24 protein-coding genes and 1 pseudogene are annotated in these 23,664 nt (G+C 59.7%); 13 read left to right on the forward strand and 12 right to left on the reverse strand.

Annotated features, from left to right (window positions below):
• Positions 1-3 precede the first annotated feature (3 nt).
• The 4 genes and pseudogenes from R1Z03_RS23090 to R1Z03_RS23105 all read left to right on the forward strand — a co-directional run.
• Positions 4-963 (forward strand): histone deacetylase family protein, encoded by a 960-nt coding sequence (locus R1Z03_RS23090; protein WP_272552001.1) that lies wholly within the window; start codon positions 4-6, stop codon positions 961-963.
• A gap of 25 nt (positions 964-988) precedes the next feature.
• On the forward strand, positions 989-1,789 hold the full coding sequence (locus R1Z03_RS23095; RefSeq protein ID WP_284407439.1) for an enoyl-CoA hydratase: 801 nt from the start codon (positions 989-991) through the stop codon (positions 1,787-1,789).
• A gap of 110 nt (positions 1,790-1,899) precedes the next feature.
• On the forward strand, positions 1,900-3,222 hold the full coding sequence (locus R1Z03_RS23100; RefSeq protein WP_317355603.1) for a mechanosensitive ion channel domain-containing protein: 1,323 nt from the start codon (positions 1,900-1,902) through the stop codon (positions 3,220-3,222).
• Between the two features lie 140 nt (positions 3,223-3,362).
• Positions 3,363-3,467 (forward strand): annotated as a pseudogene (locus tag R1Z03_RS23105) (electron transfer flavoprotein subunit beta/FixA family protein); the annotation flags it as partial.
• A gap of 60 nt (positions 3,468-3,527) precedes the next feature.
• On the opposite strand, the gene R1Z03_RS23110 reads toward R1Z03_RS23105, so the two are convergent.
• The 4 genes from R1Z03_RS23110 to R1Z03_RS23125 all read right to left on the reverse strand — a co-directional run bounded on the left by R1Z03_RS23110 (position 3,528) and on the right by R1Z03_RS23125 (position 8,312).
• A complete protein-coding gene (locus tag R1Z03_RS23110) occupies positions 3,528-3,803 on the reverse strand; it encodes an H-NS family nucleoid-associated regulatory protein (RefSeq protein WP_372588194.1) in 276 nt (91 codons plus the stop codon).
• 127 nt (positions 3,804-3,930) lie between these two features.
• Positions 3,931-5,469, reverse strand: coding sequence for a hypothetical protein (locus R1Z03_RS23115; protein ID WP_317355609.1), 1,539 nt, complete (start codon positions 5,467-5,469; stop codon positions 3,931-3,933).
• Positions 5,470-5,693: 224 nt separating this feature from the next.
• The gene (locus R1Z03_RS23120; protein ID WP_317355611.1) at positions 5,694-7,241 is read right to left on the reverse strand and encodes a hypothetical protein; all 1,548 of its coding nucleotides are present in this window, start codon (positions 7,239-7,241) and stop codon (positions 5,694-5,696) included.
• A 72-nt stretch (positions 7,242-7,313) separates the two neighbouring features.
• On the reverse strand, positions 7,314-8,312 hold the full coding sequence (locus R1Z03_RS23125; protein WP_317355615.1) for a DNA-binding protein: 999 nt from the start codon (positions 8,310-8,312) through the stop codon (positions 7,314-7,316).
• A 90-nt stretch (positions 8,313-8,402) separates the two neighbouring features.
• Between R1Z03_RS23125 and R1Z03_RS23130 the strand changes: the two genes are divergently transcribed.
• The 3 genes from R1Z03_RS23130 to R1Z03_RS23140 all read left to right on the forward strand — a co-directional run bounded on the left by R1Z03_RS23130 (position 8,403) and on the right by R1Z03_RS23140 (position 11,332).
• Positions 8,403-9,602, forward strand: a complete 1,200-nt coding sequence (locus R1Z03_RS23130) for a site-specific integrase (RefSeq protein WP_317355618.1) — start codon at positions 8,403-8,405, stop codon at positions 9,600-9,602.
• A gap of 417 nt (positions 9,603-10,019) precedes the next feature.
• A complete protein-coding gene (locus tag R1Z03_RS23135; RefSeq protein WP_317355622.1) occupies positions 10,020-10,670 on the forward strand; it encodes a hypothetical protein in 651 nt (216 codons plus the stop codon).
• Entirely contained in the window at positions 10,667-11,332 is a 666-nt protein-coding gene (locus tag R1Z03_RS23140) for a hypothetical protein (RefSeq protein ID WP_317355623.1), read from the forward strand. Before R1Z03_RS23135 ends, R1Z03_RS23140 begins: the two co-directional genes overlap by 4 nt.
• A gap of 205 nt (positions 11,333-11,537) precedes the next feature.
• Here the strand turns inward: R1Z03_RS23140 and R1Z03_RS23145 are convergent, their stop codons facing one another.
• Positions 11,538-13,946 (reverse strand): heavy metal translocating P-type ATPase, encoded by a 2,409-nt coding sequence (locus R1Z03_RS23145; protein WP_317355626.1) that lies wholly within the window; start codon positions 13,944-13,946, stop codon positions 11,538-11,540.
• Between the two features lie 173 nt (positions 13,947-14,119).
• Between R1Z03_RS23145 and R1Z03_RS23150 the strand changes: the two genes are divergently transcribed.
• A complete protein-coding gene (locus R1Z03_RS23150) occupies positions 14,120-14,311 on the forward strand; it encodes a heavy-metal-associated domain-containing protein (RefSeq protein WP_100409530.1) in 192 nt (63 codons plus the stop codon).
• A 98-nt stretch (positions 14,312-14,409) separates the two neighbouring features.
• Complete coding sequence (cueR, locus tag R1Z03_RS23155) at positions 14,410-14,970, forward strand: Cu(I)-responsive transcriptional regulator (protein ID WP_317355633.1); 561 nt, start codon at positions 14,410-14,412, stop codon at positions 14,968-14,970.
• A 115-nt stretch (positions 14,971-15,085) separates the two neighbouring features.
• Here the strand turns inward: cueR and R1Z03_RS23160 are convergent, their stop codons facing one another.
• Genes R1Z03_RS23160 through R1Z03_RS23180 form a run of 5 tightly spaced genes read right to left on the reverse strand, consistent with a single transcriptional unit; the run spans position 15,086 to position 19,169 of the window.
• Positions 15,086-15,424, reverse strand: coding sequence for a copper-binding protein (locus R1Z03_RS23160; protein ID WP_317355636.1), 339 nt, complete (start codon positions 15,422-15,424; stop codon positions 15,086-15,088).
• Between the two features lie 40 nt (positions 15,425-15,464).
• Positions 15,465-15,950 carry a cupredoxin family protein gene (locus R1Z03_RS23165; protein WP_317355638.1) on the reverse strand — a complete coding sequence of 162 codons (486 nt, stop codon included), beginning with the start codon at positions 15,948-15,950 and terminating at the stop codon, positions 15,465-15,467.
• 39 nt (positions 15,951-15,989) lie between these two features.
• Positions 15,990-17,402, reverse strand: coding sequence for a multicopper oxidase family protein (locus R1Z03_RS23170; protein WP_100409526.1), 1,413 nt, complete (start codon positions 17,400-17,402; stop codon positions 15,990-15,992).
• 19 nt (positions 17,403-17,421) lie between these two features.
• On the reverse strand, positions 17,422-18,855 hold the full coding sequence (locus tag R1Z03_RS23175) for a TolC family protein (protein WP_317355641.1): 1,434 nt from the start codon (positions 18,853-18,855) through the stop codon (positions 17,422-17,424).
• On the reverse strand, positions 18,852-19,169 hold the full coding sequence (locus tag R1Z03_RS23180) for a hypothetical protein (RefSeq protein ID WP_317355643.1): 318 nt from the start codon (positions 19,167-19,169) through the stop codon (positions 18,852-18,854). Before R1Z03_RS23180 ends, R1Z03_RS23175 begins: the two co-directional genes overlap by 4 nt.
• Positions 19,170-19,315: 146 nt before the next feature.
• Between R1Z03_RS23180 and R1Z03_RS23185 the strand changes: the two genes are divergently transcribed.
• A complete protein-coding gene (locus R1Z03_RS23185) occupies positions 19,316-20,002 on the forward strand; it encodes a heavy metal response regulator transcription factor (protein ID WP_317355645.1) in 687 nt (228 codons plus the stop codon).
• The gene (locus R1Z03_RS23190; protein WP_317355647.1) at positions 19,999-21,405 is read left to right on the forward strand and encodes a heavy metal sensor histidine kinase; all 1,407 of its coding nucleotides are present in this window, start codon (positions 19,999-20,001) and stop codon (positions 21,403-21,405) included. The genes R1Z03_RS23185 and R1Z03_RS23190 overlap by 4 nt, the downstream gene beginning before the upstream one ends.
• A 40-nt stretch (positions 21,406-21,445) precedes the next feature.
• Here the strand turns inward: R1Z03_RS23190 and R1Z03_RS23195 are convergent, their stop codons facing one another.
• Both R1Z03_RS23195 and R1Z03_RS23200 read right to left on the reverse strand, forming a co-directional pair.
• Positions 21,446-21,970 (reverse strand): DUF4148 domain-containing protein, encoded by a 525-nt coding sequence (locus tag R1Z03_RS23195; protein WP_317355649.1) that lies wholly within the window; start codon positions 21,968-21,970, stop codon positions 21,446-21,448.
• A gap of 93 nt (positions 21,971-22,063) precedes the next feature.
• Positions 22,064-22,333: a hypothetical protein gene (locus R1Z03_RS23200; RefSeq protein ID WP_317355652.1), complete on the reverse strand. Its 270-nt coding sequence runs from the start codon at positions 22,331-22,333 to the stop codon at positions 22,064-22,066.
• 517 nt (positions 22,334-22,850) lie between these two features.
• Between R1Z03_RS23200 and R1Z03_RS23205 the strand changes: the two genes are divergently transcribed.
• A complete protein-coding gene (locus R1Z03_RS23205; protein WP_317355654.1) occupies positions 22,851-23,192 on the forward strand; it encodes a four-helix bundle copper-binding protein in 342 nt (113 codons plus the stop codon).
• 28 nt (positions 23,193-23,220) lie between these two features.
• Positions 23,221-23,634, forward strand: coding sequence for a DUF305 domain-containing protein (locus R1Z03_RS23210; RefSeq protein ID WP_317355656.1), 414 nt, complete (start codon positions 23,221-23,223; stop codon positions 23,632-23,634).
• Positions 23,635-23,664 lie beyond the last annotated feature (30 nt).

Below are 23,664 nucleotides of genomic sequence, written 5' to 3' on the forward strand. Positions count from 1 at the left end.
GGAATGACTGTGGGCATGACAGGCTATTTCACCCATCGCGAATGCTGGAAGCACGAGATGGGCCCGGGGCATCCCGAATGCCCGGCGCGGCTGGATGCCATCGAGGACCGACTGCTCGCCACCGGCGTGGCCGACGCGCTGGAACGCATCCAGGCCCCCGAGGCGTCGCTGGCCGACATCGAGCTGGCGCACGACCGCCGCCATGTGGATGCCCTGCGCGGCATGTCCGAGCGGCTGGCCGAAGAGCTGCTGGCCGGCGGCCCGGCGCATGCGCAGATCGACCCCGACACCTCCATCAACACCCACACCTGGAACGCCGCGCTGCGCGCCGCCGGCGCGGCCCTGGCCGCCACCGATGCGGTGATGGCGGGCGAGCTGGAGAACGCCTTCTGCTGCGTGCGCCCGCCGGGCCACCACGCCACGCGCGACAAGGCCATGGGGTTTTGCTTCTTCAACAACGTGGCCATCGCCGCGCGCTACGCGCTCAAGCGCCACGGCCTGCGCCGTGTGGCGGTGGTGGATTTCGACGTGCACCACGGCAACGGCACCGAGGACATCCTGGCCGGCGACGACCGCGTGCTGATGGTGGGCATCTTCCAGCACCCGTTCTATCCCTACAGCGGCGACCGCGACCCGGCGCCCAACATGCTCAATGTGCCCGTGGCCGCCTACACGCGCGGCATGGACATCCGCGAGCTGATCGAGATGCTGTGGATTCCGCGGCTGGAGGCCTTCAAGCCCGAGATGATCTTCGTGAGCGCCGGCTTCGACGGCCACCGCGAGGACGACATGGGCCAGCTCGGCCTGACCGAGCAGGACTACACCTGGATCACCCAGCGCGTGAAGGACGTGGCCCGCCGCCACTCCAAGGGCCGCATCGTCTCGTGCCTGGAGGGCGGCTACATGATGGATGCCCTGGCGCGCAGCGTGGAAGCCCACGTGCGCGTGCTGGCCGACCTGTGACCTTCTGCCTTAGCCGCCCCCTCGCATGACGACCCCTTCCGCCCCCCCGAACCCCCTGGCCGTTTCGCGCGATGCGCGGGGCGTCGTCACCCTCACGCTGGACGACCCCGCGCGCTTCAACGCGCTGGGCGACGGCATGCTCGCCGCGCTGCAGCAGGCGCTGGCCGACGTGGCCCGCGACGACACCGCGCGGGTGGTGGTGCTGGCCGCCAGCGGCAAGGCCTTTTGCGCCGGCCACAACCTGAAGGACATGGCCGCCCACCCCGACAAGGCCTGGTACCAGAAGCTCTTCGCCCAGTGCAGCCGCATGATGCTCGCCATCCAGCAGCTGCCCGTGCCGGTGATCGCCCGCGTGCAGGGCATGGCCACGGCGGCCGGCTGCCAGCTGGTGGCGCAGTGCGACCTGGCGGTGGCGGCGGACGACGCCACCTTCGCCACCAGCGGTATCCACTACGGCCTGTTCTGCGCCACGCCCAGCGTGCCGCTGGTGCGCAACGTGCCGCTCAAGCGCGCCATGGAAATGCTGCTGACGGGCGACTTCATCGATGCGCGCACTGCGCAGGCGCAAGGGCTGGTGAACCGCGTGGTGCCGCAGGCGCAACTCGATGCCGAGGTCGAACGGCTCGTGCAGTCCATCCTGGAAAAGCCCCGCGCCGCGGTCGCCATGGGCAAGGCCCTGGTCTACCAGCAGCGCGAGCTGGGCGTGGAGGCGGCCTACCAGCTCGCGGGCCAGGCCATGGCCACCAACATGATGGACGCGGCGGCGCAGGAGGGCGCGCGCGCCTTCGCCGAAAAACGCACGCCGGCCTGGAAGCCGGCGCGCTGAGCCCGCTGGCCATGCCGCCGTCCCCGGTTCCCGATCCCTGCACCCTTTCCGATCCTGGCGCCGCCGCGTGTGGCGCCTTCTTCTGCCTCTGCTGCTTCTTCTGACTGCCGATGGAAATCTTCGACACCCTGTCGCGCGACTTCAATAATTCCAGCACCTGGCTGGAGATCGCCGTGCTCGCGGCCTGCATCGCCCTGGCCTACCTGGCCAGCCGCGCGGTGGGGCGCCAGCAGCCGGCCGATTCGGTGTGGTTCGGGCGGCGCACCGTCGATGGGCTGATGTTCCCGCTGCTCTCGCTGGCGCTGGTGTATGCGGCGCGCGTGGGCGTGGAGCATTACCAGCCGGTGTTCCTGCTGCGCGTGGCGGTGCCGGTGCTGACCTCGCTGGTGCTGATCCGCTTCTTCGCGCGGGTGCTGACCGCCGCGTTCCCGCGCTCGGCGGCCATGCGGCTGGTCGAGCGCATCGTCTCGTGGGTGGCCTGGGGCGTGGCCGTGCTGTGGATCGTGGGGCTGCTGCCGCTGGTGCGCCAGGAACTGGCCGACATCACCATCAGCTTCGGCAAGTCGCAGGTCAGCCTGCTCATGCTGCTGCAGGGCGTGTTGTCGGCGGGGCTGGTGATGGTGCTGGCGCTGTGGGTGTCGTCCACGTTCGAGCGCCGCGTGCTGAGCAATGCCGTCAACGACCTGTCCATGCGCAAGGTGGCGGTGAACGCCACGCGCGCGGTGCTGCTGATGATCGGCATGCTGTTCGCACTGTCGGCCGTGGGGGTGGACCTGACCGCGCTGTCGGTGCTGGGCGGCGCGGTGGGCGTGGGCCTGGGATTCGGGCTGCAAAAGCTCGCCTCCAACTACGTGAGCGGCTTCGTCATCCTGCTGGAGCGCTCGCTGCGCATCGGCGACAACGTGCGGGTCGATGGCTTCGAGGGCCGCATCACCGACATCAAGACACGCTACACCCTCATCCGCGCGGGCAACGGCCGCGAGTCCATCGTGCCGAACGAGACCCTCATCACCCAGCGCGTGGAGAACCTCTCCGACGCCGACCGCAAGTTCAACGTCACCACCAACATCGTCGTGGGCTACGACAGCGACGTGGCCCAGGTGCAGCGGATCCTGTGCGAGGCCGCCGCCGCGCAGGCCCGTGTGCTCAAGGAACCGCAGCCCGTGGCCTACCTCGTCAACTTCGCGCCCGACGGGCTGGAGTTCAGCCTGAACTTCTGGATCAGCGATCCCTCCGCCGGCTCGGTCAACCTGCGCTCGGCCATCAACATCGCCATCCTGGAGGGCCTGCGCGGGGCGGGCATCGACATTCCCTACCCGCAGCGGGTGGTGCAGATCCGGGGCGACGCCGTGCCTCCGGTACCGGCCGGCGCTGTCGCCGACGTGCCAGCACCCGCACCGCAGCGCCCGGAGGCCGGAGACACTGGCCTATAATTCTCAAAAAAGCACGATCGTTCTTTTTGTGGATGGGCGCCATCCCACTGCCTCGCGCAGGGGTATGCGCCAGGGGTGCGGAATAGAATGTTTCGGTTTACGTAAACGTCAATTAATCAACAACTCTAGGAGCCGCAGCAATGAAGGTTTTGGTCCCTGTCAAGCGTGTGGTGGACTACAACGTGAAGGTCCGGGTGAAGTCGGACAACACGGGTGTGGACATCGCGAACGTGAAGATGAGCATGGGGTGATATCGGTTTTTGTGCAGAAACAGAAATCTCTGGAAAAAACACTCTTTAAATCAACTACTTAGGCTTGCTTCCCCACGGTGCGCCAAACTGAAAGTCTTCCAGCGTTTTGCCGCTCGCAAGCGCTTCATTCAACCAGGTGGGGCGTCGCCCGCGCCCACCCCACGTGTTGCCATGGGCGTCCCGATACAGGGCCGTGGTCGTCTCAGAGCTGCGCCCGTCGAAAAGATCGTCCGGTTCCAATCCAAATCGGGCAATGGCCTGCTTTATCAGCGGAATGATCGCCTCCGCTTCAGTGGCCTCGGTCATTGCATCTTCAAGCCGCTTCTTCATCTGAGCAAGTGTCTTTGGCAATGCAAACTCCCATTGATATGCGAGGTGACGCGCCCAGTGCCGCACAACCACGGCGCACGGACGCCATCAGCAGTCCAGGGCCAATATTTACTGGTGCGTGACCAGGTCATCGAGGTGTGGCCTGTTCCCCCCGGGCTTGGGACCGCTCGCTCCACTCCGACAAGAATTCTGCAACGCCACGGTTGCGTTGAAGTGCCAACTTTGTGGCAGCTGATGTGATTGTTCCAGCACTGAGTAGCTGCCCCATTTCATCTTGCCACCGTACTGCCCGGTGCGCCTGCAGGAGTTCGATCAAGTCTTCGAACTTTGTGGGTACGGCCATAGGCTTCTGCTGGCGTACGTAGAGATCACTGACCGTTGCTGTGCCGTCCACGCCGGGAATGTTTTTCACGCCAAGTATGGCGATGATCCGAGAAAGCAGATCGCCTTCGTTACGCAAGCTTCCAAAGCGCAAGGCACTCATGAACACTTCATCAACACCGCTGCCATAGGTGCCGGAAATCAACAAGCAATCGTCGCTGAAGCGCATCAGAAGCTCCGACGGCGTGTAGCTCGGTGCAAAAATCATGCGCCGGTAGCCTTGATCGTATGCACTCTCTGGAGATGGAAGGAACGGCAGTTCCTGGATGCTTTGTGGCACCTGCCAATCTTTGGCGGGGGTCGAACGATGCCGGGGCATGATGCGTGCGGCCGGACCTGCATGTTCGGTCATGGACAGTGCCGCAGCCACTAGTTCTATCGCGGCGTGGTCACGGACTTCGGAAGAGCCCAAGAGCAGCAGCCCGGCTGTTTGCCCAGTAATCACTCTCTCCATTTGGGTGCGTACCGAAGCGGGGATCGCGTCTGGCGTTGCCACGCTGCGTACCCTTTTCGGGATCGGGCGTTGTCCCCCGAAGGGTTGACGCAACTGGAGTTGGCCATCAGCGTCAACAAGGCCGAGCAATGCGGTTTCGCAGTCGTCGTCCTCTGCATGTGCAGAGGCAACCATAAGCTGGATGTCTTCGAACATCGTCGCTGGTGCAGGTGTTTCAATGAGCACCGCAACCCGGTGCTGAGCTCCTTGAGCAATCAGGCAAGCCATGTGCAGATGCTCTGAGCTGTCAGTCCATGATTGTTGGTCGAGCATCAGCGGCCCTACAACGATCAACGTGCCGCTCGGCACGCGTTGCAGACCGCTAGACCACAAGCCGCCCTCGCCAAGATCAATGCGGCTCTCCCAGTGGTTGCCGGCGCGTTCGGCGTACACAAGGGCACCATCTGTCGCTTCCTCATAGCTTTCAAGCAGAGCGTTGATCGCATCCTGCGAGTCGGTGATGTAAACGCCAGGGGACGAGCCAGTCGGCCAGATCTGTGGTGTCGGCGGCTCCTTCATGGTGCCTGGAGGATGCAAAGCCGCCAACATCGACTGCGGCGAGAAATCTAGATCGAATTTACGCTTGAGCCTGAATACCAGGCGGCCCGTCGACACCTGATCAAGTTCGCAAGCTGCGACACGATCAGGAAATGCTTGCACCTCTGGCCAGTTGCGCAGGCCGGGCAGCGCTGCAATCAAGTCGAGTGACTGGTTGTGACCGATGGAATGTCGAGATTGCTCCAGCAGGCCGCGCACGCGTCCCGCCAGCAGCTTCAACTGCTGAATGTCCATTGTTTTCTCCTGGGCGGATATGCCGGTGCACGCATTGCGGGCCGCCCATGGAAAAACAAGGATAGGGTGAGGTCTGCAGGAATTTCCGTCTTCGTCGTACTCATGCTGAGCGCGTGCGGCAGGTGACGGTCACCAGCATGAACTCTACAGCACAAACGTCCGGCAAGAAAGACAACATTGGTGCCGCGGCAGGCGCCATATTCACATATCGAACGTGGGTATCGTCATTGCTGCACATCGAAGTATGTTTGGCTCGTGAATTTGTCCGCCATTTCAATCCGCAAGCTAAAGTCCACGACCTCCTTTTTCTTCTTTTTCCTCAGGATATGCAGCCTTACGGGTGAGTGATAGCTTGTTGTCTGTGGGAGTTCGTATGGCTTCCCATAAATAGTGACCATAGATGCGGGTTCTTTCTGCTGGAGTACAGAAAACTCTCCTTTGCGCACTAACTCCATCAGGGTTTCACCCCCATCTGAACACGCGATCCTCACATTGGACGAGCCGGTGATTTGGGAACGCTGGTACGAAAGCTTGCCCTCGACGATATCGCTGGCTCTCGCCAGAGCACGGTGGTCATCCGTGGAAATGGCCTCGAAGATATTGATCGGTGTACTTATCCGTAGGTATCTGAGTACATTTCTCGCTCGCCTTACATAGTGAGAAAATGCAAGCGTTTCGTTCATCTCCTCAACGTGCTTAGGAGTATGAAATTTACCCGTCGACACCTGATTTCCCTCGACCTCCAAAATGAATGAGACGAAGGCGGAGGAGTCAACGATAGTTTCGAGCAGATTGATGAATGCGTCCAGGTACGGAGGGTTGGCAGCCTCCTTTCCCTGCCAAGCTTTCACGTTAGTGGTCAGGGTCGATACTGAGTGAACCCCATCACCAACGGTCGGTGTGAACACTATTTCTACGTCTAGAAGTCCGCCACACCCGGAGCCTGAGAACCTGATTTGTTTGCGCCCAGCTGACAATTGGCCAGCAATGCTTTCAAAAACCGCAGGTACATTCTGTGGTGCCAGTATCTTTAGTACGGCTGGGCGTGCCGCCGGGATGATCGTTATCGATGATAAGTCGGCGTCCTTATGCAGCACATCAAAGAGTCTTGAACCTTCAAACACGACCCCATCGAGTGGCAGCGTGGCTTCACATCCCCCGTCGATGGCAGCATGCAGGCCCTCGCGCCAGGCCGCAGCCGATTCCGGCCCAATCTTGATCGAGAAAGACACCGTCTCTTTCGCGCCCACCAGAATCGTTGTTTTGTCACCTGAGTATGCCGTTGAAACTGTGAACCTCGGGTCAACAGACTCCAGTTGACTGACCAACGATCTGTGAACATTGCCAATGGCTTCAGGATAGAAACCTGGCGATCCGTGGCCCATGGTCATCGCCGCCATGCGATAGATGTCCTTTTCATCGGGAAGCCGTTTGCCCTGCTCCATTAGAGCCCTTGCTTCAGCGGATGATTTCCATTTCTTGAGCTTTTCTGCAGGATGAGAGTCGGGGTCTCGGTCGATGATCGTCGAGCAAGTCTGGCATAGCCAGATGATGTTGCCGAAGCCGCTCCGATCCTCCGCCGTCATCGCGGCGAGATACCGAGGTCCACCGGGAGATGCCGCGTGTATATGCGCGCCGACCCCAACGTTGGAGAAATCAGCTTTGCCCACAGGCGCGGAGGTTGTTGCGCGGCAATCGGGATTCGAACAACGGCCAGCCACTCTTTGGAAAGCCTGATTCTTGGTGGGTTTTGTGAAGTCGTCTCGTGCCATGGGATTGCCGCTACCTTGAATGCAAATTCTGCCTGACTCTTTTTCGCCGACGGGCGGTCGACGCGCAAGCAATCAATGGCCGTCCACCGGTTTTTTCTTGCGTGCGGGCCTGGTCGGCGGTTGAAATTGCGCGACCAAAGTGCGCAGGGTGTCTGCCTCAGCTTTGTACTGCGCCACCGCCTGAAGGGCTTGCTGCAGCTCAATACCTTGCGTCTGATCCACCCTGGCTCGTTCATCTAAGGTGGCCCGGGTACTGTCCAGTTCCGCCGCCAACCGTGTTTGGGCTGCATTGGCTTCCAAGAGCCTGTTGTGGTGATCCCGCTCGGCCTCTGTGAGCTTGCTCCGCAATTGCTCCGATTGCTTTTCTGCCTGTGCACGTGCGGTACGCTCTCGATCAATCTCGCGAAGAGCGCGATGCTCCGCTTCCGTGGCACGTTGGGCGGCTTCATCAATGGCTGCGCGACCCTTCTCCAATTCAGCGCTGAAATGCTGCCTGCTCTTGGACTGCTCCAGCTTCAGCTCATCCACCTGCCGCGAAAGGGCCTCACCCCGCGCTTCGCTCGCAGCGTGCGCACGCCGCTCTTGCTCAAGCTCTGTAGCAAGGGCTTGAGCTCGGGTCTCCAGCTCGGTGATTTTGGCCTGTGCGGTCTGTATCTGGGTCTCCAGCATGGCGCTTCGTTGCAGAGCCTCCTGCAGATCTGCCTGGGCACTCTGGGCCTCTGAGCGCGTCTCTATGCGCAGCACTGCCAGCTCCTCGCGCGCTAATTCCGTTGCCTGCGTCCAAAGCACGCTGACTGCCTCGCCTGCTGCCTGCTTTAGAGCATCGGGCAGGTCTGGGTGACCAATTTCCACCCGCGCTTTGCCACGCAACTCTTCCCAGAACTTGGCTAAAGCATCGGCCGGGGCGCTCATGGATCCTTTTCGCACGTGCTGATACAACTTGCTCGCGGTTGGCGTGATGCCATACCGGAAGAACAGCAACGCACAAACCTCGCGGTACAGCGCTTTTGTGTCGCTGAAACGCTCCCGCAGGGCTTCAACTTCGGCTTGGATTTCGGATTCTTCACTCATTGTCAAATAATACAACGTATAACGTATAAATTAATGATCTAAATTTCAATCTCTGGACATAATTACTCTAATGTCCATAGAATCAGGCTTATGAGCAGTTTGATCGTCCCACCGGCCGTTTTGGCGCATCTTGAGCCTTTGGAGGGCTTGGTGCTACCCCGTCACCTGTCCGGAGAGCGTGGTCGAAATCGGGCCCAGGGCGTGCCCCAGGTCGCGGCCAATGACGACCGCTCTGCAGTTTTGGCTTGGCTGGCGCGCTACAAGGATTCAAGAGCCACCCTGGCCAGCTATCGCAAGGAAGCAGAAAGACTTCTGCTTTGGTGCGTGCACCAGCACGGCAAGGCCCTGTCCGATTTGACCCACGAGGACTTCCTGGCCTACGAGTCCTTTCTTGAAGATCCGCAGCCGGCCGACCGATGGTTGATGAAAGTTGCCCAAAAAGCGCCGCGCTCCTCGTCTCAATGGCGTCCGTTCGCCAAGCCGCTGGACCAGATGAGCCAGCGACAGGCGCTGTCGATCCTCAATAGCCTCTTCAATTGGCTAGTCCAGGCTGGATATCTGGCGGGTAATCCACTTGCTTTGCGGCGCCGCAAATCCGTCGCGCGACCAGCCCAAACTGCCAGGTTCCTCCCTCGCGAACATTGGGCGCATGTGCGCGCAACCGTCGAGTCACTGCCCACCGGGACGCCTCGCGCGGCCCTCCAGGCAGCGCGGTTCCGTTGGCTTTTCTCCCTTCTCTACATCGGAGGGCTACGAATCTCTGAGGTCTGCAACAACTCTATGGGTGACTTTTACTGGCGCCGTGGAGTTGATGGACGGGAACGCTGGTGGCTCGAAGTTCGAGGCAAGGGAGAAAAAACCCGGGTCATCCCAGCAACCGATGAGCTCGTGTCGGAGTTGATGCGCTACAGGAAATCAAACAACCTGACACCGTTGCCGCGTGAGGGGGACACTCTTCCGCTTTTGTTGCCCCTGATCGGCGGTGTCCGACCAATGGGGCGCACCGGCGTCCACGAATTGGTTAAAGACATCTTTCGTCAGACCGCAGCGCGCTTACGGGCTCTAGGGCCTGATCATGAAGGGGCGGCGGCCCATGTTGAGCAGGCCTCTGCCCACTGGATGCGTCATACGGCAGGTACCCATCAAAGCGACAACATGGATTTGAAGGCCGTGCGCGATAACCTGGGCCACGCGAATATCGCCACAACAAGCATCTATGTTCACACGGAGGACGATGCGCGCCATGACCAAACTTCCAGCTCACACAAGCTCGGATGGCAGGCATCTTAAGCGTCCACATGTTCAGTCGACGAGCGCATTGCCACAACGGCATCGACAACATGAAGTGGCTGGATTTACTTCGATGACCGCGCGCCATGATTGCTCGGATCGGCTGGTCCAGCCAATGAGCCTGACCTCCCCGTCTTTGACATTCGGTGCTTGGGCCTGGAGCTAACGTACGGGAGAATTGCTGTTACGAAATAAGGGGGGGATATGGCTCAACCTGGGCAGATGCTATTGCGAGTATGGGACGTGCAACATGGCGCGTGCGCGATGTTGCATCACCAAATGGACGGTTCCGCAGGACGACTCGCAATGATCGATTCTGGGTGCACTTCAAGTTGGCGTCCGAGCACTTTTATCAAGTACGCACTTGATCGGAACCAACTGGACTACCTTTTCATTACCAATGCGGACCAAGATCACATGAATGATCTGCAAGGACTTTGGGATGAAGCGATCTATGTTCCCGTCTGGTTTCGCAATCCGAGTCCAAGCGCCCAGCACTGGAGAGAGATGAAACTCGCAGGTGGTCCGCTCACGAAGGATGCAAAACGCTTCATCGCCAACTGCGACAATTTTCAAGGAGTTCCTGCCCAGCCATTTAATCAAAATATGGGCGGCATTACCTGCACGACCTTCTACAACACCTACCCGCAATTCACAAATACGAACGATCTCAGTTTGGTTGTATTTATCGAATTTGATGGGTTCAAAATTATTTTTCCTGGAGACCTGGAAAAACCCGGCTGGCGGGCCCTGCTGCAGCGCACTGATTTTTGCGCCAAGCTGCGCGATACAAACATTCTCGTGGCGTCCCATCATGGGCGCGAAAGTGGCTTCTGCCCTGAGATTTTTGAGCACTTTACCCCTGATGCGGTTGTGATCTCGGATAAGCCAATTGAACACGAAACACAAAAAATGGTCCCAGACTACAGCCGGGTCGTTCGCCATAGTGGCGTTCGTGTACGCAGTACCGGAAGAGACAGACATGTGCTGACGACGCGACGTGACGGATGGATCCAATTCACGATTGCGGACGGCAGCTACTTCATCGACACGGAGTACGCGGGATGAAAGCGGTCTCTCCCCGAACCCTGAAATCGCTCAATCTGGTTTGGCTTACTTCCATCGCATTGATTGACTTGGGTGTCGTGCTGGCTTTGGCAGCTCCAGAATGGGTGCAAGCACAAACACTGACGCGACTGGGCATGGCTCGCCTCGTGTTCTCATTGGCACTGCCGGTACTGGTTCTTCTGGTGATCAATGTTCTCCCGCACGATGTCAAGTCGATGCTCGTTTATTGGAAGCCCTTAGGGGTCCTGCCAGGGTGCCAGGCCTTCACAAGGTATGGGCCTAGCGATAAGCGAGTCGACATGAGCGCATTGAAGAGGCATGTTGGAGTCCTGCCCAAGGATCCTGCAGAGCAGAACGCCAAGTGGTACAAGCTGTACAGGCAGGTGGGTACCGAACCTGAGGTCGCCGAGGCCCACAGGTTGTTCCTTTTGTACCGTGATATGGCAACCGTCTCGCTGCTGCTTCTTGCGCTTGTCCTCCCGGCCCTTCACTATTGCGGTGCTTCTACGACTGCCTTTTGGGCATCTGCTGCGCTATTCGTTGTTCAGTACCTCCTCACTGCGCTGAGTGCGCGGTGGAGCGGTGTGCGTTTTGTGTGCACTGTTCTAGCTGTGCATTCGACCAAAAAGGTGAACGCGCGTAAACCTGTCGCTGCTTCGTGAGTTCATAAATCTATCTAGCCACGACGAGAGAACTGTTCCCATGCAGACAAAGCAGACAAACCGTTCAGCCGACCCAACGAGTCGACATAGAGAAAAGCCAGTCCCGGCTGTTCAGAATACTGATCAATCAGCGGACTTTTGTTCAGAAAGTTGAACAAACAGATTAGTGGTTCGAGATCAGCTAGTGAACGTAGAAAGGCTCGGTTCACCTCTTCCAAGACCGCAGCAGGAGTGCATTGCTCACCACACTCACGCTGCTAAGGGCCATGGCAGCTCCAGCCACCATGGGGTTTAGGAGTCCAAACGCGGCCAAGGGGATCCCGACAACGTTGTACGCGAATGCCCAAAACAAGTTTTGGCGGATCTTCGCGTATGTGCGCCGGGAGATATCGATGGCATCGGCGATAAGCGCGGGGTCACCGCGCATGAGAGTGATGCCTGCCGCATGCATGGCCACGTCCGTACCCGTGGACATGGCGATGCCGACGTTCGCGGCCGCCAAAGCGGGCGCATCGTTGATCCCGTCGCCGACCATTGCAACGTGTCTGCCGCTCGCTTTGAGCTGGACAACAATATCAGCTTTGCCCTCCGGCAGCACCTCGGCGCAGACCTGATCTATGCCCAAGGCGCGAGCCACCGCCTCTGCGCTTCCTTTGTTGTCACCGGTGATCAGAACGGTCTGGATGCCAAGGCTGTGCAGCTGTGCAATGGCCTGTTGCGAGCTGCGTTTGACGGTATCTCCGAACGCTAACAGACCCATTACGGCAGGGGCATCGGTTACATCGGCAAGCCACGATACGGTGCGTCCCTCTTGCTGCATCTGTGCTGCCTCCGCCGTCAGGGCTGCTGTACTCACGCCCAACTCAACCATGTAACGGGTGCTTCCTAGGCGTATCTGGCGTCCCTTGACGGTAGCGGACATACCCCGGCCAGCAACAGCAGTCACCTCGGTGGCCCGAGGGACAATCAATCCCTTAGCACGCGCTGCATCCATCACCGCCTTTGCCAACGGGTGCTCGCTACCGTTTTGAATGGCCGCAGCAAATGGCAGTAAATGCTCGCCATGCTGATCAGAAGGAATCGATGCCGCCAACGTGGGCTTGCCTTCAGTCAGGGTGCCGGTCTTATCAAAAGCTACGGTGTCGATGCGGTGGGCGACCTCAAGTGCCTCCGCATCCTTGATCAAGATGCCGTGACGTGCGGCGACGCCTGTGCCTGCCATGATCGCAGTCGGAGTCGCCAAACCCAGCGCGCATGGACACGCGATGACCAGCACCGCGACGGCATTGACAATCGCCTGTTCCCAATTGCCTGTGGCAACACCCCAGCCTACCAGCGTGATTGCGGCAAGGCCAAGGACGACGGGCACAAAGACCGCACTGACCTCATCAACGACCCGTTGAATTGGAGCCTTTTTGGCTTGCGCCGACTCGACCATGCGGACGATCCGCGACAACGTGGACTCGGCCCCAATAGCGGTGGTTCGAACCAGCAACAAGCCTTCTGCGTTGACGGCGCCCCCGGTCACCTTGTCGCCGACATGCTTTGCGACGGGCAAGCTCTCTCCGGTAATCAGCGACTCATCTACCTGACTGGCTCCCTCGATCACCGACCCGTCCACCGGAACTCTCTCCCCAGGACGAATGACTACCGTATCTCCCATTTTCACCCGCCCGAGCGGCAGATCAACGTCGCCAGCATCTGTGCGGACGCGCGCCATCTCAGGCCGCAGCGCGTGCAACGCCCGGATTGCCTCCGTGGTTTGGTGCTTTGCTCGGGCTTCCAGCCATTTCCCAAGCAGAACGAGGGTCACGATGACAGCAGAGGCCTCAAAGTACAGGTGGGGTGTTCCGTGCTCCGCATGCTTGAACAGCAGGTACAAGCTCAATCCGTACCCGGCAGACGTACCCAATGCAACCAGCAAATCCATGTTCCCTGCACCGGCGCGCAGCGCCTTCCAGCCGGCACGATAAAACCGTGCGCCCAGCCAGAACTGCACAGGCGTGGCCAAGGCCAGCTGAAACCAGCCGTTGAGTGCCCAGTCCTGACCAAACAGCATGCCCAGCATGGGCAGCACTAGGGGGGCGGATAAGCCGGCCGCCAACGCAACGGGCCACCAAGGAGCAGACTGCTTTCCGGTTGCGGACGGAGTGCTCGCATCCACAACCTGTGCCTCGTAGCCCGCCCTCACGACGGCGGCGATCAAACGGTCGGGCGGGACTCCCGCATCGAAGCGAACCTGCGCTCGCTCTGTCGCCAGATTGACCTCGGCGTGTTTAACGCCAGGCACGGCCTTCAGCGCTTTTTCGACCCGGCCGACGCACGACGCGCACGTCATTCCCTCTATTGCGAGCTCCAGTGACTCTTCTGGCACTGCGTAGCCCGCCTTTTCTACCGCTGCTGCTAAGGTGGGTACCTCCACTGAAGAAGCAGCGACCACTGAAGCTCGCTCAGTAGCGATGTTCACGGTCACCTCACGGACACCCGGTACGGCTCTAAGAGCCTTCTCGACCCGCCCAACACAGGAGCCGCAGGTCATGCCCGCAATAGGGAAGGTCAGGTGAGTGGTCGAAAGAGAGGCGGACGTTAGCGCCTCGATGGCTGTGGCATTCATGTCAACTCCAAGTGTTTGGCTCCGGCAGTTACCGGCAGTCGAACTGTCAGGCTTGACACGGTGGGAGACACAAGTGGCGAACACGCGGCTTCTGAACACCAACGGACTTGACCTTACCCCTGTGGCAAACCCGAGACTGGGCACCTCTTAACTTTTCTCCAAGAGGTGAAAAAATGCATGAATTCCAACTTCCCGACATGACCTGCGGCCACTGCGCTGGAATGGTGAGCCAGACACTGCAGATGACCGATCCAGAGAGCAAGGTCCAGGTGGACATGGCTAAGCGCACCGTCACTGTCCAAAGCACCGAAGACCGCGCGACGCTCGCCGAAGCTTTGACCGAAGCCGGGTACCCTCCCGCCTGAGTTGCGTCGTGCTCCGAAGACTGTCCGGGGCCTTGACATTGACATCGTGGCAAGGTGGACAGTCCTGCTATCGACCATTCACCAGACAGGAGCCTCCCATGAGCACACTCATGAATATCGGCGATGCAGCCAAGGCGGCCGGCGTGTCCGCCAAGATGATCCGCCACTATGAGCAGACCAGCTTGTTGCCCGAAGCCGAGCGAAGTGAATCTGGCTACAGGAAATACGGGGAACGCGAGGTTTCTGTGTTGCGGTTCATCCGGCAGTCGCGCCGTCTGGGCTTCTCGATGGCTCAGATTGCGGAATTGATCGGCCAGTGGGGTGACACGGGCCGTACCAGTCGGCAAGTCAAAGCGATTGCCGAGCGTCATCTTGCAGATCTGGAAGAGAAACTCAGAGAAATTGTCGAGATGAAAACAGCGTTGGAGCAGCTGGTTTCCATATGCGCTGGCGACGACCATGCGCACTGCGCGATCCTGGACAACCTTGCAGCCGACAGTCCCTCCGTGCCTAACCACAACGCAAGTTTTGTCAAACCGAAGCGGCGCGATGCCAAGGCTAGCCCAACTCGTACGGAACCGACCAAGCAGTCCCCGAACAGCCATCTCGATCTAATGACCTGGATGCGGGGAGTTCATAGCCATCTTGGCTCGCATTAACGCCCCTTTTGACGCCTTAGCGCCGACGCCCGAAGAGGCGACGGCTGGAAGGCATATTTCTCGGGGGTGAGGAAACTCCCTCCCGATTGAGGGCACTGTCCAAAAGTCGCTTGGCTTACTTGGCTGGCTCGATGGCCGTCACGACCATCTTTCCGCCTTCGCTTACCGCCATAAAGCTGACCTTGTCGCCGACCTGTACCTTGTCGAGCAGGGACTTGTCCTTGGCGTTGAACACCATGGTCATGCCCGGCATCTCCAAATGCTTGATTTCCCCGTGCTTGATGGTGATCTTGCTGCTGTCCTTATCGATCTTGCGAACCTCGCCATCGGTCATGGAGGCTGCGGCAGGGGACGACTTGGCGGCATCACCTGCAGCTTGCGCCATGGTCGAGACTGGCAGCAGCGTGGCCAGCGACAGCAACACGGCGGAAATGGCGGTATTGGTTTTCTTCATAAGAGTTCCTTGTTCAGTGGGTTGGTCAGCAACCCGGGATTTACTTCTTGGAGACCTTGACCTGGCCCTTCATGCCAGCGTCGTAGTGGCCTGGATACAGGCAAGCAAAATTCACATCACCGGCTTTGGTGAATTGCCAGATGATTTCGCCCTGTTTGCCTGGTGCGAGAGAGATCTTGCTGGGCTCGTCATGCTCCATCTCGGGGAACTTCTTCATGGTCTCGTAGTGCTCCTTGAGCTCGGCCTCGGTGCCCAGGCTGAATTCGTGCTTGACCTGACCACTGTTCTTGATCACGAACTTGATGGTTTCGCCCTGCTTGACGGAGATCGCTGCCGGCGTGAAGCGCATGGTGTCAGCCATGTCCACGTTGATTGTGCGGGTCACCTTGGCAGCCTTACCGGGTTGACCAATGGCTGACTCCTCGCTTGCGTGGCCGTGACCACCGCTATGAGTACCACCTGCAAAGCTGTTGAAGGACAGAGCCACCAGGGCGGAGGCTGCGATCAGGGTGAGGGTGCGTTTCATAGTTGCCTTGGGTTCTGGATGTGATGTGGAACGTAGCGATCAGTGGCCGCTGTGCGAAGACGGCTTTTTGACCTTAACGACGGTGTCTGAGCTGGATTTCTCTTTGCGAGGCATGGACTGCCCACCCTCGGCCTTGAAGCGGGCCGGTTCAGCCATCGGCCCGGTGTACTCGTAGGCCACAGTTCCCTCCGGGTTCTTGTACCAACCCGGGTTCTTGTAGTCGCCCGGCTTCTGGTCGCGGCGTACTTTGAGGACGCTGAACATCCCGCCCATTTCGACCGAGCCGAACGGGCCTTCTCCTGTCATCATGGGAATGGTGTTGTCCGGGATGGGCATCTCCATTTCGGTCATGTCTGCCATGCCGCGCTCGCCCATGACCATGTAGTCGGGAATCAGGTTGTTGATCTTCTTGGCAACGCCCCGATGGTCCACGCCAATCATGGTGGGAATGTCGTGACCCATTGCATTCATGGTGTGGTGGCTCTTGTGGCAGTGGAATGCCCAGTCGCCTTCTTCGTCCGCGAGGAACTCGATCTGGCGCATCTGGCCCACGGCCACGTCGGTGGTCACTTCATAGAGACGCGTGCTCTTTGGTGTGGGACCGCCATCCGTGCCGGTGACCAAAAACTCATGACCGTGCAAATGCATCGGGTGGTTAGTCATGGTGAGGTTGCCGATGCGAATGCGCACCTTGTCGTTGAGCCGGACGTTCAAGGAATCGATGCCAGGAAAGATGCGGCTGTTCCAAGTCCATAGATTGAAATTCAGCATTTCCGCGACCTTCGGCGTAGCGGCCCCGGGCTCAATATCGTAGGCACTGAGCAGGAAGCAAAAGTCTCGATTCACTTCATCAATCAGCGGATGCTTGGTCTTCGGATGCGTGATCCAGAAGCCCATCATGCCCATGGCCATCTGGGTCATCTCATCGGCGTGCGGGTGGTACATGAAGGTACCTGGACGGCGCGCCACGAATTCGTAGACAAAGGTCTTGCCCGACTGGATCGCGGGCTGGTTCAGTCCTGCCACACCGTCCATGCCGTTGGGCAAACGCTGTCCGTGCCAGTGGATGCTGGTGTGCTCGGGTAGCTTGTTGGTCACGAAAATGCGAACGCGGTCGCCTTCCACCACTTCGATGGTGGGGCCCGGACTTTGGCCGTTGTACCCCCAAAGATGCGCCTTGAAGCCAGGTGCCATCTCGCGCACGACCGGTTCAGCCACCAGGTGAAACTCCTTTACCCCCTGATTCATGCGCCAGGGCAGTGTCCAGCCGTTGAGCGTGACGACCGGGTTGTAGGGGCGCCCGGAGTTGGGTACGAGCGGCGCCATCGTGTCTGGGCTTGTCTGGTACACGGGTTCCGGCAGAGCTGCCATCGCGACCCGGCTCACACTCGCTGCGGCCACGGCCCCTCCGGCAATGCCCGCAAATCGAAAAAAATCTCTTCTTGAATTCATGTTGGTTTCCTTGAGGGGATCAGTGGCCTGCACCAGCTTCGGCAGCGGCTGCGCCACCGCCCGTGACGCCAGCACTGGTGGGCTTGCCGATGAGAGAAGCCTGAAGGGCTGCGTCCGCCTGCCAGAACTGCTGTTCGGCGTTCAGAGCCGCCATCACTGAGTTCACCTGGTCGCGGGAGTCAGCGAGCAACTCGAAAACGCTGATCAGCATCCCGTTGTAGCGAAGCTGGTTTTCTTCTGAAATGGTTTTTCTCAGGGGGATTACCTCATCGCGATGGTGACGCGCGATGTCGTATGCCGTGCGGTACGCGGAGTAGCTTTCCCGAAGGTTGGAGCCCGCCGCGCGGGCAGTCGCCTCAAGGCGATTGGCTGCAGCCAGGGTCTGCGCGTTCATAGCGTCGCGCCGCATGCCACCCCAATCGAAGATCGGCAACTGCAGGCTGATCTCGAAGCCGCGCCGTGTGGAGTGGGTGTTTTCGGCGGCATCAAAGACCGAATCGCGCCTAACTCCCAGCTCGATGTCCGTGAAAGTGGTGAGCGTGTTCCAGCCTTGGGACCGAGCCGCTGCGTCGTAGTCGGCCTTCGCGAGCTGCAGATCCAAGCGCCCCTTCGATGCCTGGCGGGCAGCGTCGGATGGGGACAGCGGCTCCTTGGGCAGTGTGGGCAGACGCTCGGGCAACTTGAGCTGTTGGGCCTGGCTGTCGTCCAGGCCCAGCAGCCGTACCAGCTCCTCGCGGGAGGCCGTGACCTGGTGCTGGGCAGTGGCCAGTTGGGTCGCTGTGTCGGCATAGAAAGCTTGCTGGCGTGCACGGTCAAGCTTGTTGAAATTGCCCACCGCCTGCATGCGCTTGGCAAGTTCCGCGCTGGCTTGAGCGCTGGCGAACACCTGCTGTGTGTAGGTGAGGTTCTGTTGTGCGGCCACGCCGCGTACCCAGGCCTGACGCACCTGCGTGACTTGATCCACCACGTCGCTGCTCAGACGCAACTGCGTCTGCTTGATGCGTCGCTCGGCAATGCCCTTGCGCGTTGGCAAGGTCAGCAAGTCCAGAAGACCGAAGGACAGGAGGCGTCCGATTTCCGTCTCATCTCCCAAGCGCACACGCTCCAGGCTCAGGATGGGGTTCGCGATGCGGCCGGACTGAGCTGCCGTTGACGCGTCCGCCCAGTTCTGGGCCACGATGGCCTGCAGGGATGGGCTATTGACGAGTGCGAGTTGCACAGCATCCTTCTGACTGAGCGGCTTGGCCAGCAGATCCGAAGCGCGCTGTCGCAACGCATCTCGCTCGCTCTGGTCCCGGGCCAGGGTGAGCTGGCCGTCCGTGAAGCTGCTTGCCGCCGCGTTGGCGCTGGACAGGTTTTGCTCCAGATTCACGCTGGCGCAGCCAGACAACACGGCAACTGCGGCCACGGCGATCACGAGTTTGGCGCGGGGCATGCGCAAGGGGCGATTCATTGTTTGCCCCCGTGGTGTGCATCATGGCCCTGCGCGGGTTGTTCCTGCCCGGTTGCCGGTGGCGTCTGGCGCATTTCCCTGGCATAGGCACGCCACCCGCCGATCTCGCCCACCTTGTCGTTAGCCGCCTTCCAGGGTTGGACGGATTGCTCTTTGTAAGCTTCGTAGCCTGAGAGGGCTGAACGGTACGAAAGCTGGTAGTCCATCTTCGCGGTTTCGCCCTCGGGCAGCTGCGCCAGGGCAAGGGACGGCGCCAATAGCGCTGCGGCCAGCCAGGGGGTTGAGGTAGGTCGCGAAAGCCAGGAAATTTTCATAGGTTCACCATGCGTTCTTGATGCAACGCATTGTGTGAGCCAATGGCTTCCGACGACATAACGGCTTCATTACATCTTTGTCATGTTCAAGAAAGCCAGCGATCCACGGGCACACTTGCGGCCACACGCAGTGTCAGGGAGACCGCATGAAGATATTGGTCGTCGAGGATGAAATCAAAACCGGCGAATACCTGCGCCAAGGGTTGCGCGAGGCGGGATTCAACGCCGACCTTGTCCACAACGGAATCGATGGCCTGCACCTGGCCCAGGAAGGTGACTACGACCTGGTGATCCTGGACGTGATGCTTCCTGGGATGGACGGATGGCAGGTGCTCACCAATCTGCGCCGCCACGGCGAGAAGATGCCCGTCCTGTTTCTCACGGCCAAGGACCAGGTGCAAGACCGAGTGAAGGGCCTGGAGCTGGGTGCTGACGACTACCTAGTCAAACCGTTCTCCTTTGCCGAGCTGCTGGCGCGGGTGCGCACTATCCTGCGACGCGGCCGCAATGGCACGGAGGTGACGGTACTGCAGGTGTCCGACCTTGAGCTGGACCTTCTGCGCCGGCGCGTCAGCCGCTCAGGCAAGCGCATCGACCTCACGGCCAAGGAGTTCGGCTTGCTGGAGCTATTGATGCGCCGCCAAGGGGAAGTCCTGCCGCGTTCGCTGATCGCCTCCCAGGTGTGGGACATGAATTTCGATAGCGATTCCAACGTGATCGAGGTGGCGATGCGCAGGCTGCGGGCCAAGATCGATGACGCCTACGACACCAAGCTGATCCAGACGGTGCGGGGAATGGGGTATGTGCTTGAGGCACCGCAGGAGAGTGTGTGAAAGCCCGGTACTCGCTCACGACGCGGCTGACGGTCTTTTTTACGCTGGCTTCCGGGCTCGTCCTCGTTGGCCTGGGGACGCTTGTCGCCATTTCCATTGACCGGCATTTTGTGGAACTTGACCGGGACACGCTGCGTGACAAGATTCATCTGACACGGGAAGTCATCGGAAAATCCAAATCCCAGCAGGATCTCCAAACTCGGCTGGATGATGTGCTTCATAGTCATGAAGGCCTCTTTGTCAGCGTGCTTCGGGGCGGGAAACCGCTCTACGCGACCACCGATTTCCAGTTCCCAGCGGACTTGGTCGCCCTAACCCAGAAGGCCCGCCTAGGGGCTGCATCCTGGCAAACCAAGGACCGCGAGTACCGCGGTATGTCCGAATCCGTGTCGTTGCCGGGCTCCTCGGAAGCATCGATCCAGATCTGGGTCGCGTTGGACATTGCACACCACAAGCATTTCATGCAGGGCCTCACTCGGGTGCTCGTGGGTTACGTCGCATTGGCAACGCTGGTGGCCGGGGTTCTGGGCTGGTGGGCCGCAAAGAATGGCTTGGCCCCCCTTCGGGCCATGCGGTCCCGCGCGATGGCCATCACGGCACAGCGACTGGACGAGCGGATGCCGACCCAGGAGTTTCCGGTGGAGATGGCAGACCTGGCTACCACTCTGAACGAAATGCTCCGGCGCCTAAAGGAAGAATTCGACCGCCTCTCAGAGTTTTCTTCGGATCTCGCACACGAGCTGCGTACGCCCATCAACAACTTGATGACGCAAACGCAGGTCACGCTCAGCCAGACACGTTCTTCAGACGAGTACCGGGACATTCTTGCCTCCAACGCCGAGGAGTACCAACGTTTGGCCCGCATGGTCGCCGACATGCTGTTCCTTGCAAAGGCCGATCACGGACTCATCCTTCCCAGTACCGAGAAAATCGCCGTTCACGATGAAACTCGGGCACTGTATGACTTCTATGAAGCGCTTGCCGAAGAAAAGCAGGTGCGGCTGGAGCTCCTTGGGCAGGCAGAGGTTTGGGGTGATCGATTGATGCTCCGTCGAGCCCTGAGCAATCTTTTGTCCAATGCGATTCGCTACACACCCGCTGGTGAGCGAGTGGTCATCGACGTCATGGGCAACGCCAATGGAACAACGGTCAATGTCTTGAACGCAGGCCCTCCCATCGACGAGCAAATGATCCCCCGCCTGTTCGATCGGTTCTTCCGGGCCGACAAATCGCGAAAGCAATTGGACTCAGATGGAGCGGGCCTTGGCCTGTCCATCACCCAGGCCATCGTTCACGCGCACGGCGGCAGCATGTCAGTGAGTTCGGTCGATGGCATGACCTGCTTTTCGATGCATTTTCCGAGCACGCGCAGTGCTGGCAAACACCTCACCACCGAGGCATGACTCTCTGCATATCCTCATAGACTGCTTCAGGCGGAACCCACTAGAACCGGGGCGCCTTGGTGGAATCATCTGAACTTGGGGCCACGGTTGAATGGTGCGCTGCATGGTAGCGGTCAGGATAGATCTCGTTGAGCTTGCGGCCGTCTTCGCCCACAGCGACAAGTTCGCCTTCGCGGATGGCGCGGGCCAGCTCACTCTTGACCTCGTCCCGGGACTTGTAGGATTTGGCGGCAATGGCTGGGTAGCGGCGCGACATGAGTTCATTGAGCTTGGCGCCTGATTCTCCTGCCGCAAGCATCTCGCCCGTCTGGATTGCCCGATCCAGTTCCGCGCGCACTTGCTCGCGAGTTTTGGGGGCCTGGGTTAAAGCACTCACCGGGTATGCAGTGGGGTTTATTTGCTTGAGCGTCAGACCCGATTCGCCAGAGGCGAGCATCTCGCCGCTTTGCTGAGCCTGCACCAACTCAGCCCGCACTTGTTCGCGCGTTTTGCTGACCACCCGATCCGAAGCAAATGCGGGGGCGGCGATGAGAGAGAGGACGATGAGGGTGGATTTTATTTTCATGATGGGATTTCCTTCTTGAGTTGATGTGGTGGTTTAAGTGCGACCGCAAGCCAGTTTTTGAAGGCACGCGGTCGCGGGTGTCCCTGAGGGCGTTCAGGGCAGTTGGCGGGCGTTGACCCAACCTGCTTCGCCGCCCAGGTCGCGCATGCCATCGCTGGTGATGCGGTTGCGCTTGGCGGCCTGCAGCTCATCCGTGACTTGCTGGCGAGTCTTGGTCAGCTTGGGGCCCTGGACGAGTGGATAAGTGGCGGGGTAACCACGGCTGATCCAGTACAGCGAACCGTCCTTTTGGGCGGCCACAACGGTGCCTGCGACAGCCTCGCGACTGACCGCGTTACCCAGATGGTCGGGGGCCAGGCTCACGCCTTCTTCCTGGCTTGGACTTGCGTGGTAAACGGAAGTGGCGAAGGACGTCGTAGCGAATGCAGCAAGGCTGGCGACGAAGATTGCGGTACGAATCTCATGATGGTCTCCTGTGGCGCCGGATGCCCGATATGGTCCATCCAGGTGGCGTTTTTCTGCACCACGGAGAGAAGTCTAAAAATCGCCCCCCTACTTGGCGGTGACCCTCAGATTACGCTTTTAATAGCCGCATTCACTGCCTGCGAGAGCAGTGCACCAATAGGACATGGTTGCCGCGCACAGCGAATAGCAATGGGTCTTTTCGGCAACTCCTTGCGCCAATGTGACGCACTGATTACAGCCCTGAAATCTACTCGTAATCTTTGGCCCGAAACCAGGGCAAATCGCTCGAAAGCCGCGTCAATCGGTGGTTCCAGCCTACAGCGCCGAATACCCCGGACGGCAAAAGATTGAGGCTCCTCGCAGCCAACTGCGCAGGTTCCCGCTCATCTTTCGAGCTACTTATCAGGAGATTTTGATGAACCACACCCCGAACCAATACATGTCTTGCATCGAGGCTTGCCAGGCGTGCGCCACTGCTTGCCATCAGTGCTTCGCGGCTTGTCTGAAAGATGACGACGTAAAAATGATGGCGCGCTGCATTGCCCTGGACGCGGACTGCGCGGCGATCTGCGGCTTGGCGGCCGATGCCATGGCGCGCAACAGCGAGCACGCGACTGCTATCTGCGCGCTGTGCGCACAGATCTGCAAGGCCTGCGGCGATGAGTGCGCCAAGCACGAGGCTGACCATTGCAAGGCCTGCGCACAGGCTTGCCTCAAGTGTGCTCAGGAGTGCGACGCCATGGCGCGTGCTGCTTGATCGCGTTGCTCAACACTTGGAGAACACCATGAAAAAATTCCCCGCTTCTCACTCGCTATCCGCCGCCGCTGTCGTCGCTTGTGGCTTGTTGTCGCCTTTGGCACTGCATGCCCAGACCACCCCGCACTCGGGCATGAAGGGCGCCGGTATGGATCAATCAATGCCTCACGGCAAGATGGACATGAAGGCAATGATGAAAGAGAACAACGACAAGATGGCCTCCGTGCCAATGTCGGGCAACCCTGATGTGGATTTTGCCCAGATGATGCGGGTCCACCACCAGGGTGCGATTGACATGGCCCAGGCCCAGTTGCGGGATGGCAAAGATCCAAAAATGCTCAAGATGGCCAAGGACATCGTTGCAGCGCAGAAAAAGGAAATCGCTGAACTGGATGCATTCCTGGCCCGCACCGGCAAGACGCCTGCCGCTGCCGCCAAATAGTCCTGAGTCCGATGTCGCTGCCCTGGCTCT

It is taken from the genome of Acidovorax sp. BLS4 (assembly GCF_032929295.1).
Lineage (GTDB): Bacteria > Pseudomonadota > Gammaproteobacteria > Burkholderiales > Burkholderiaceae_C > Paracidovorax.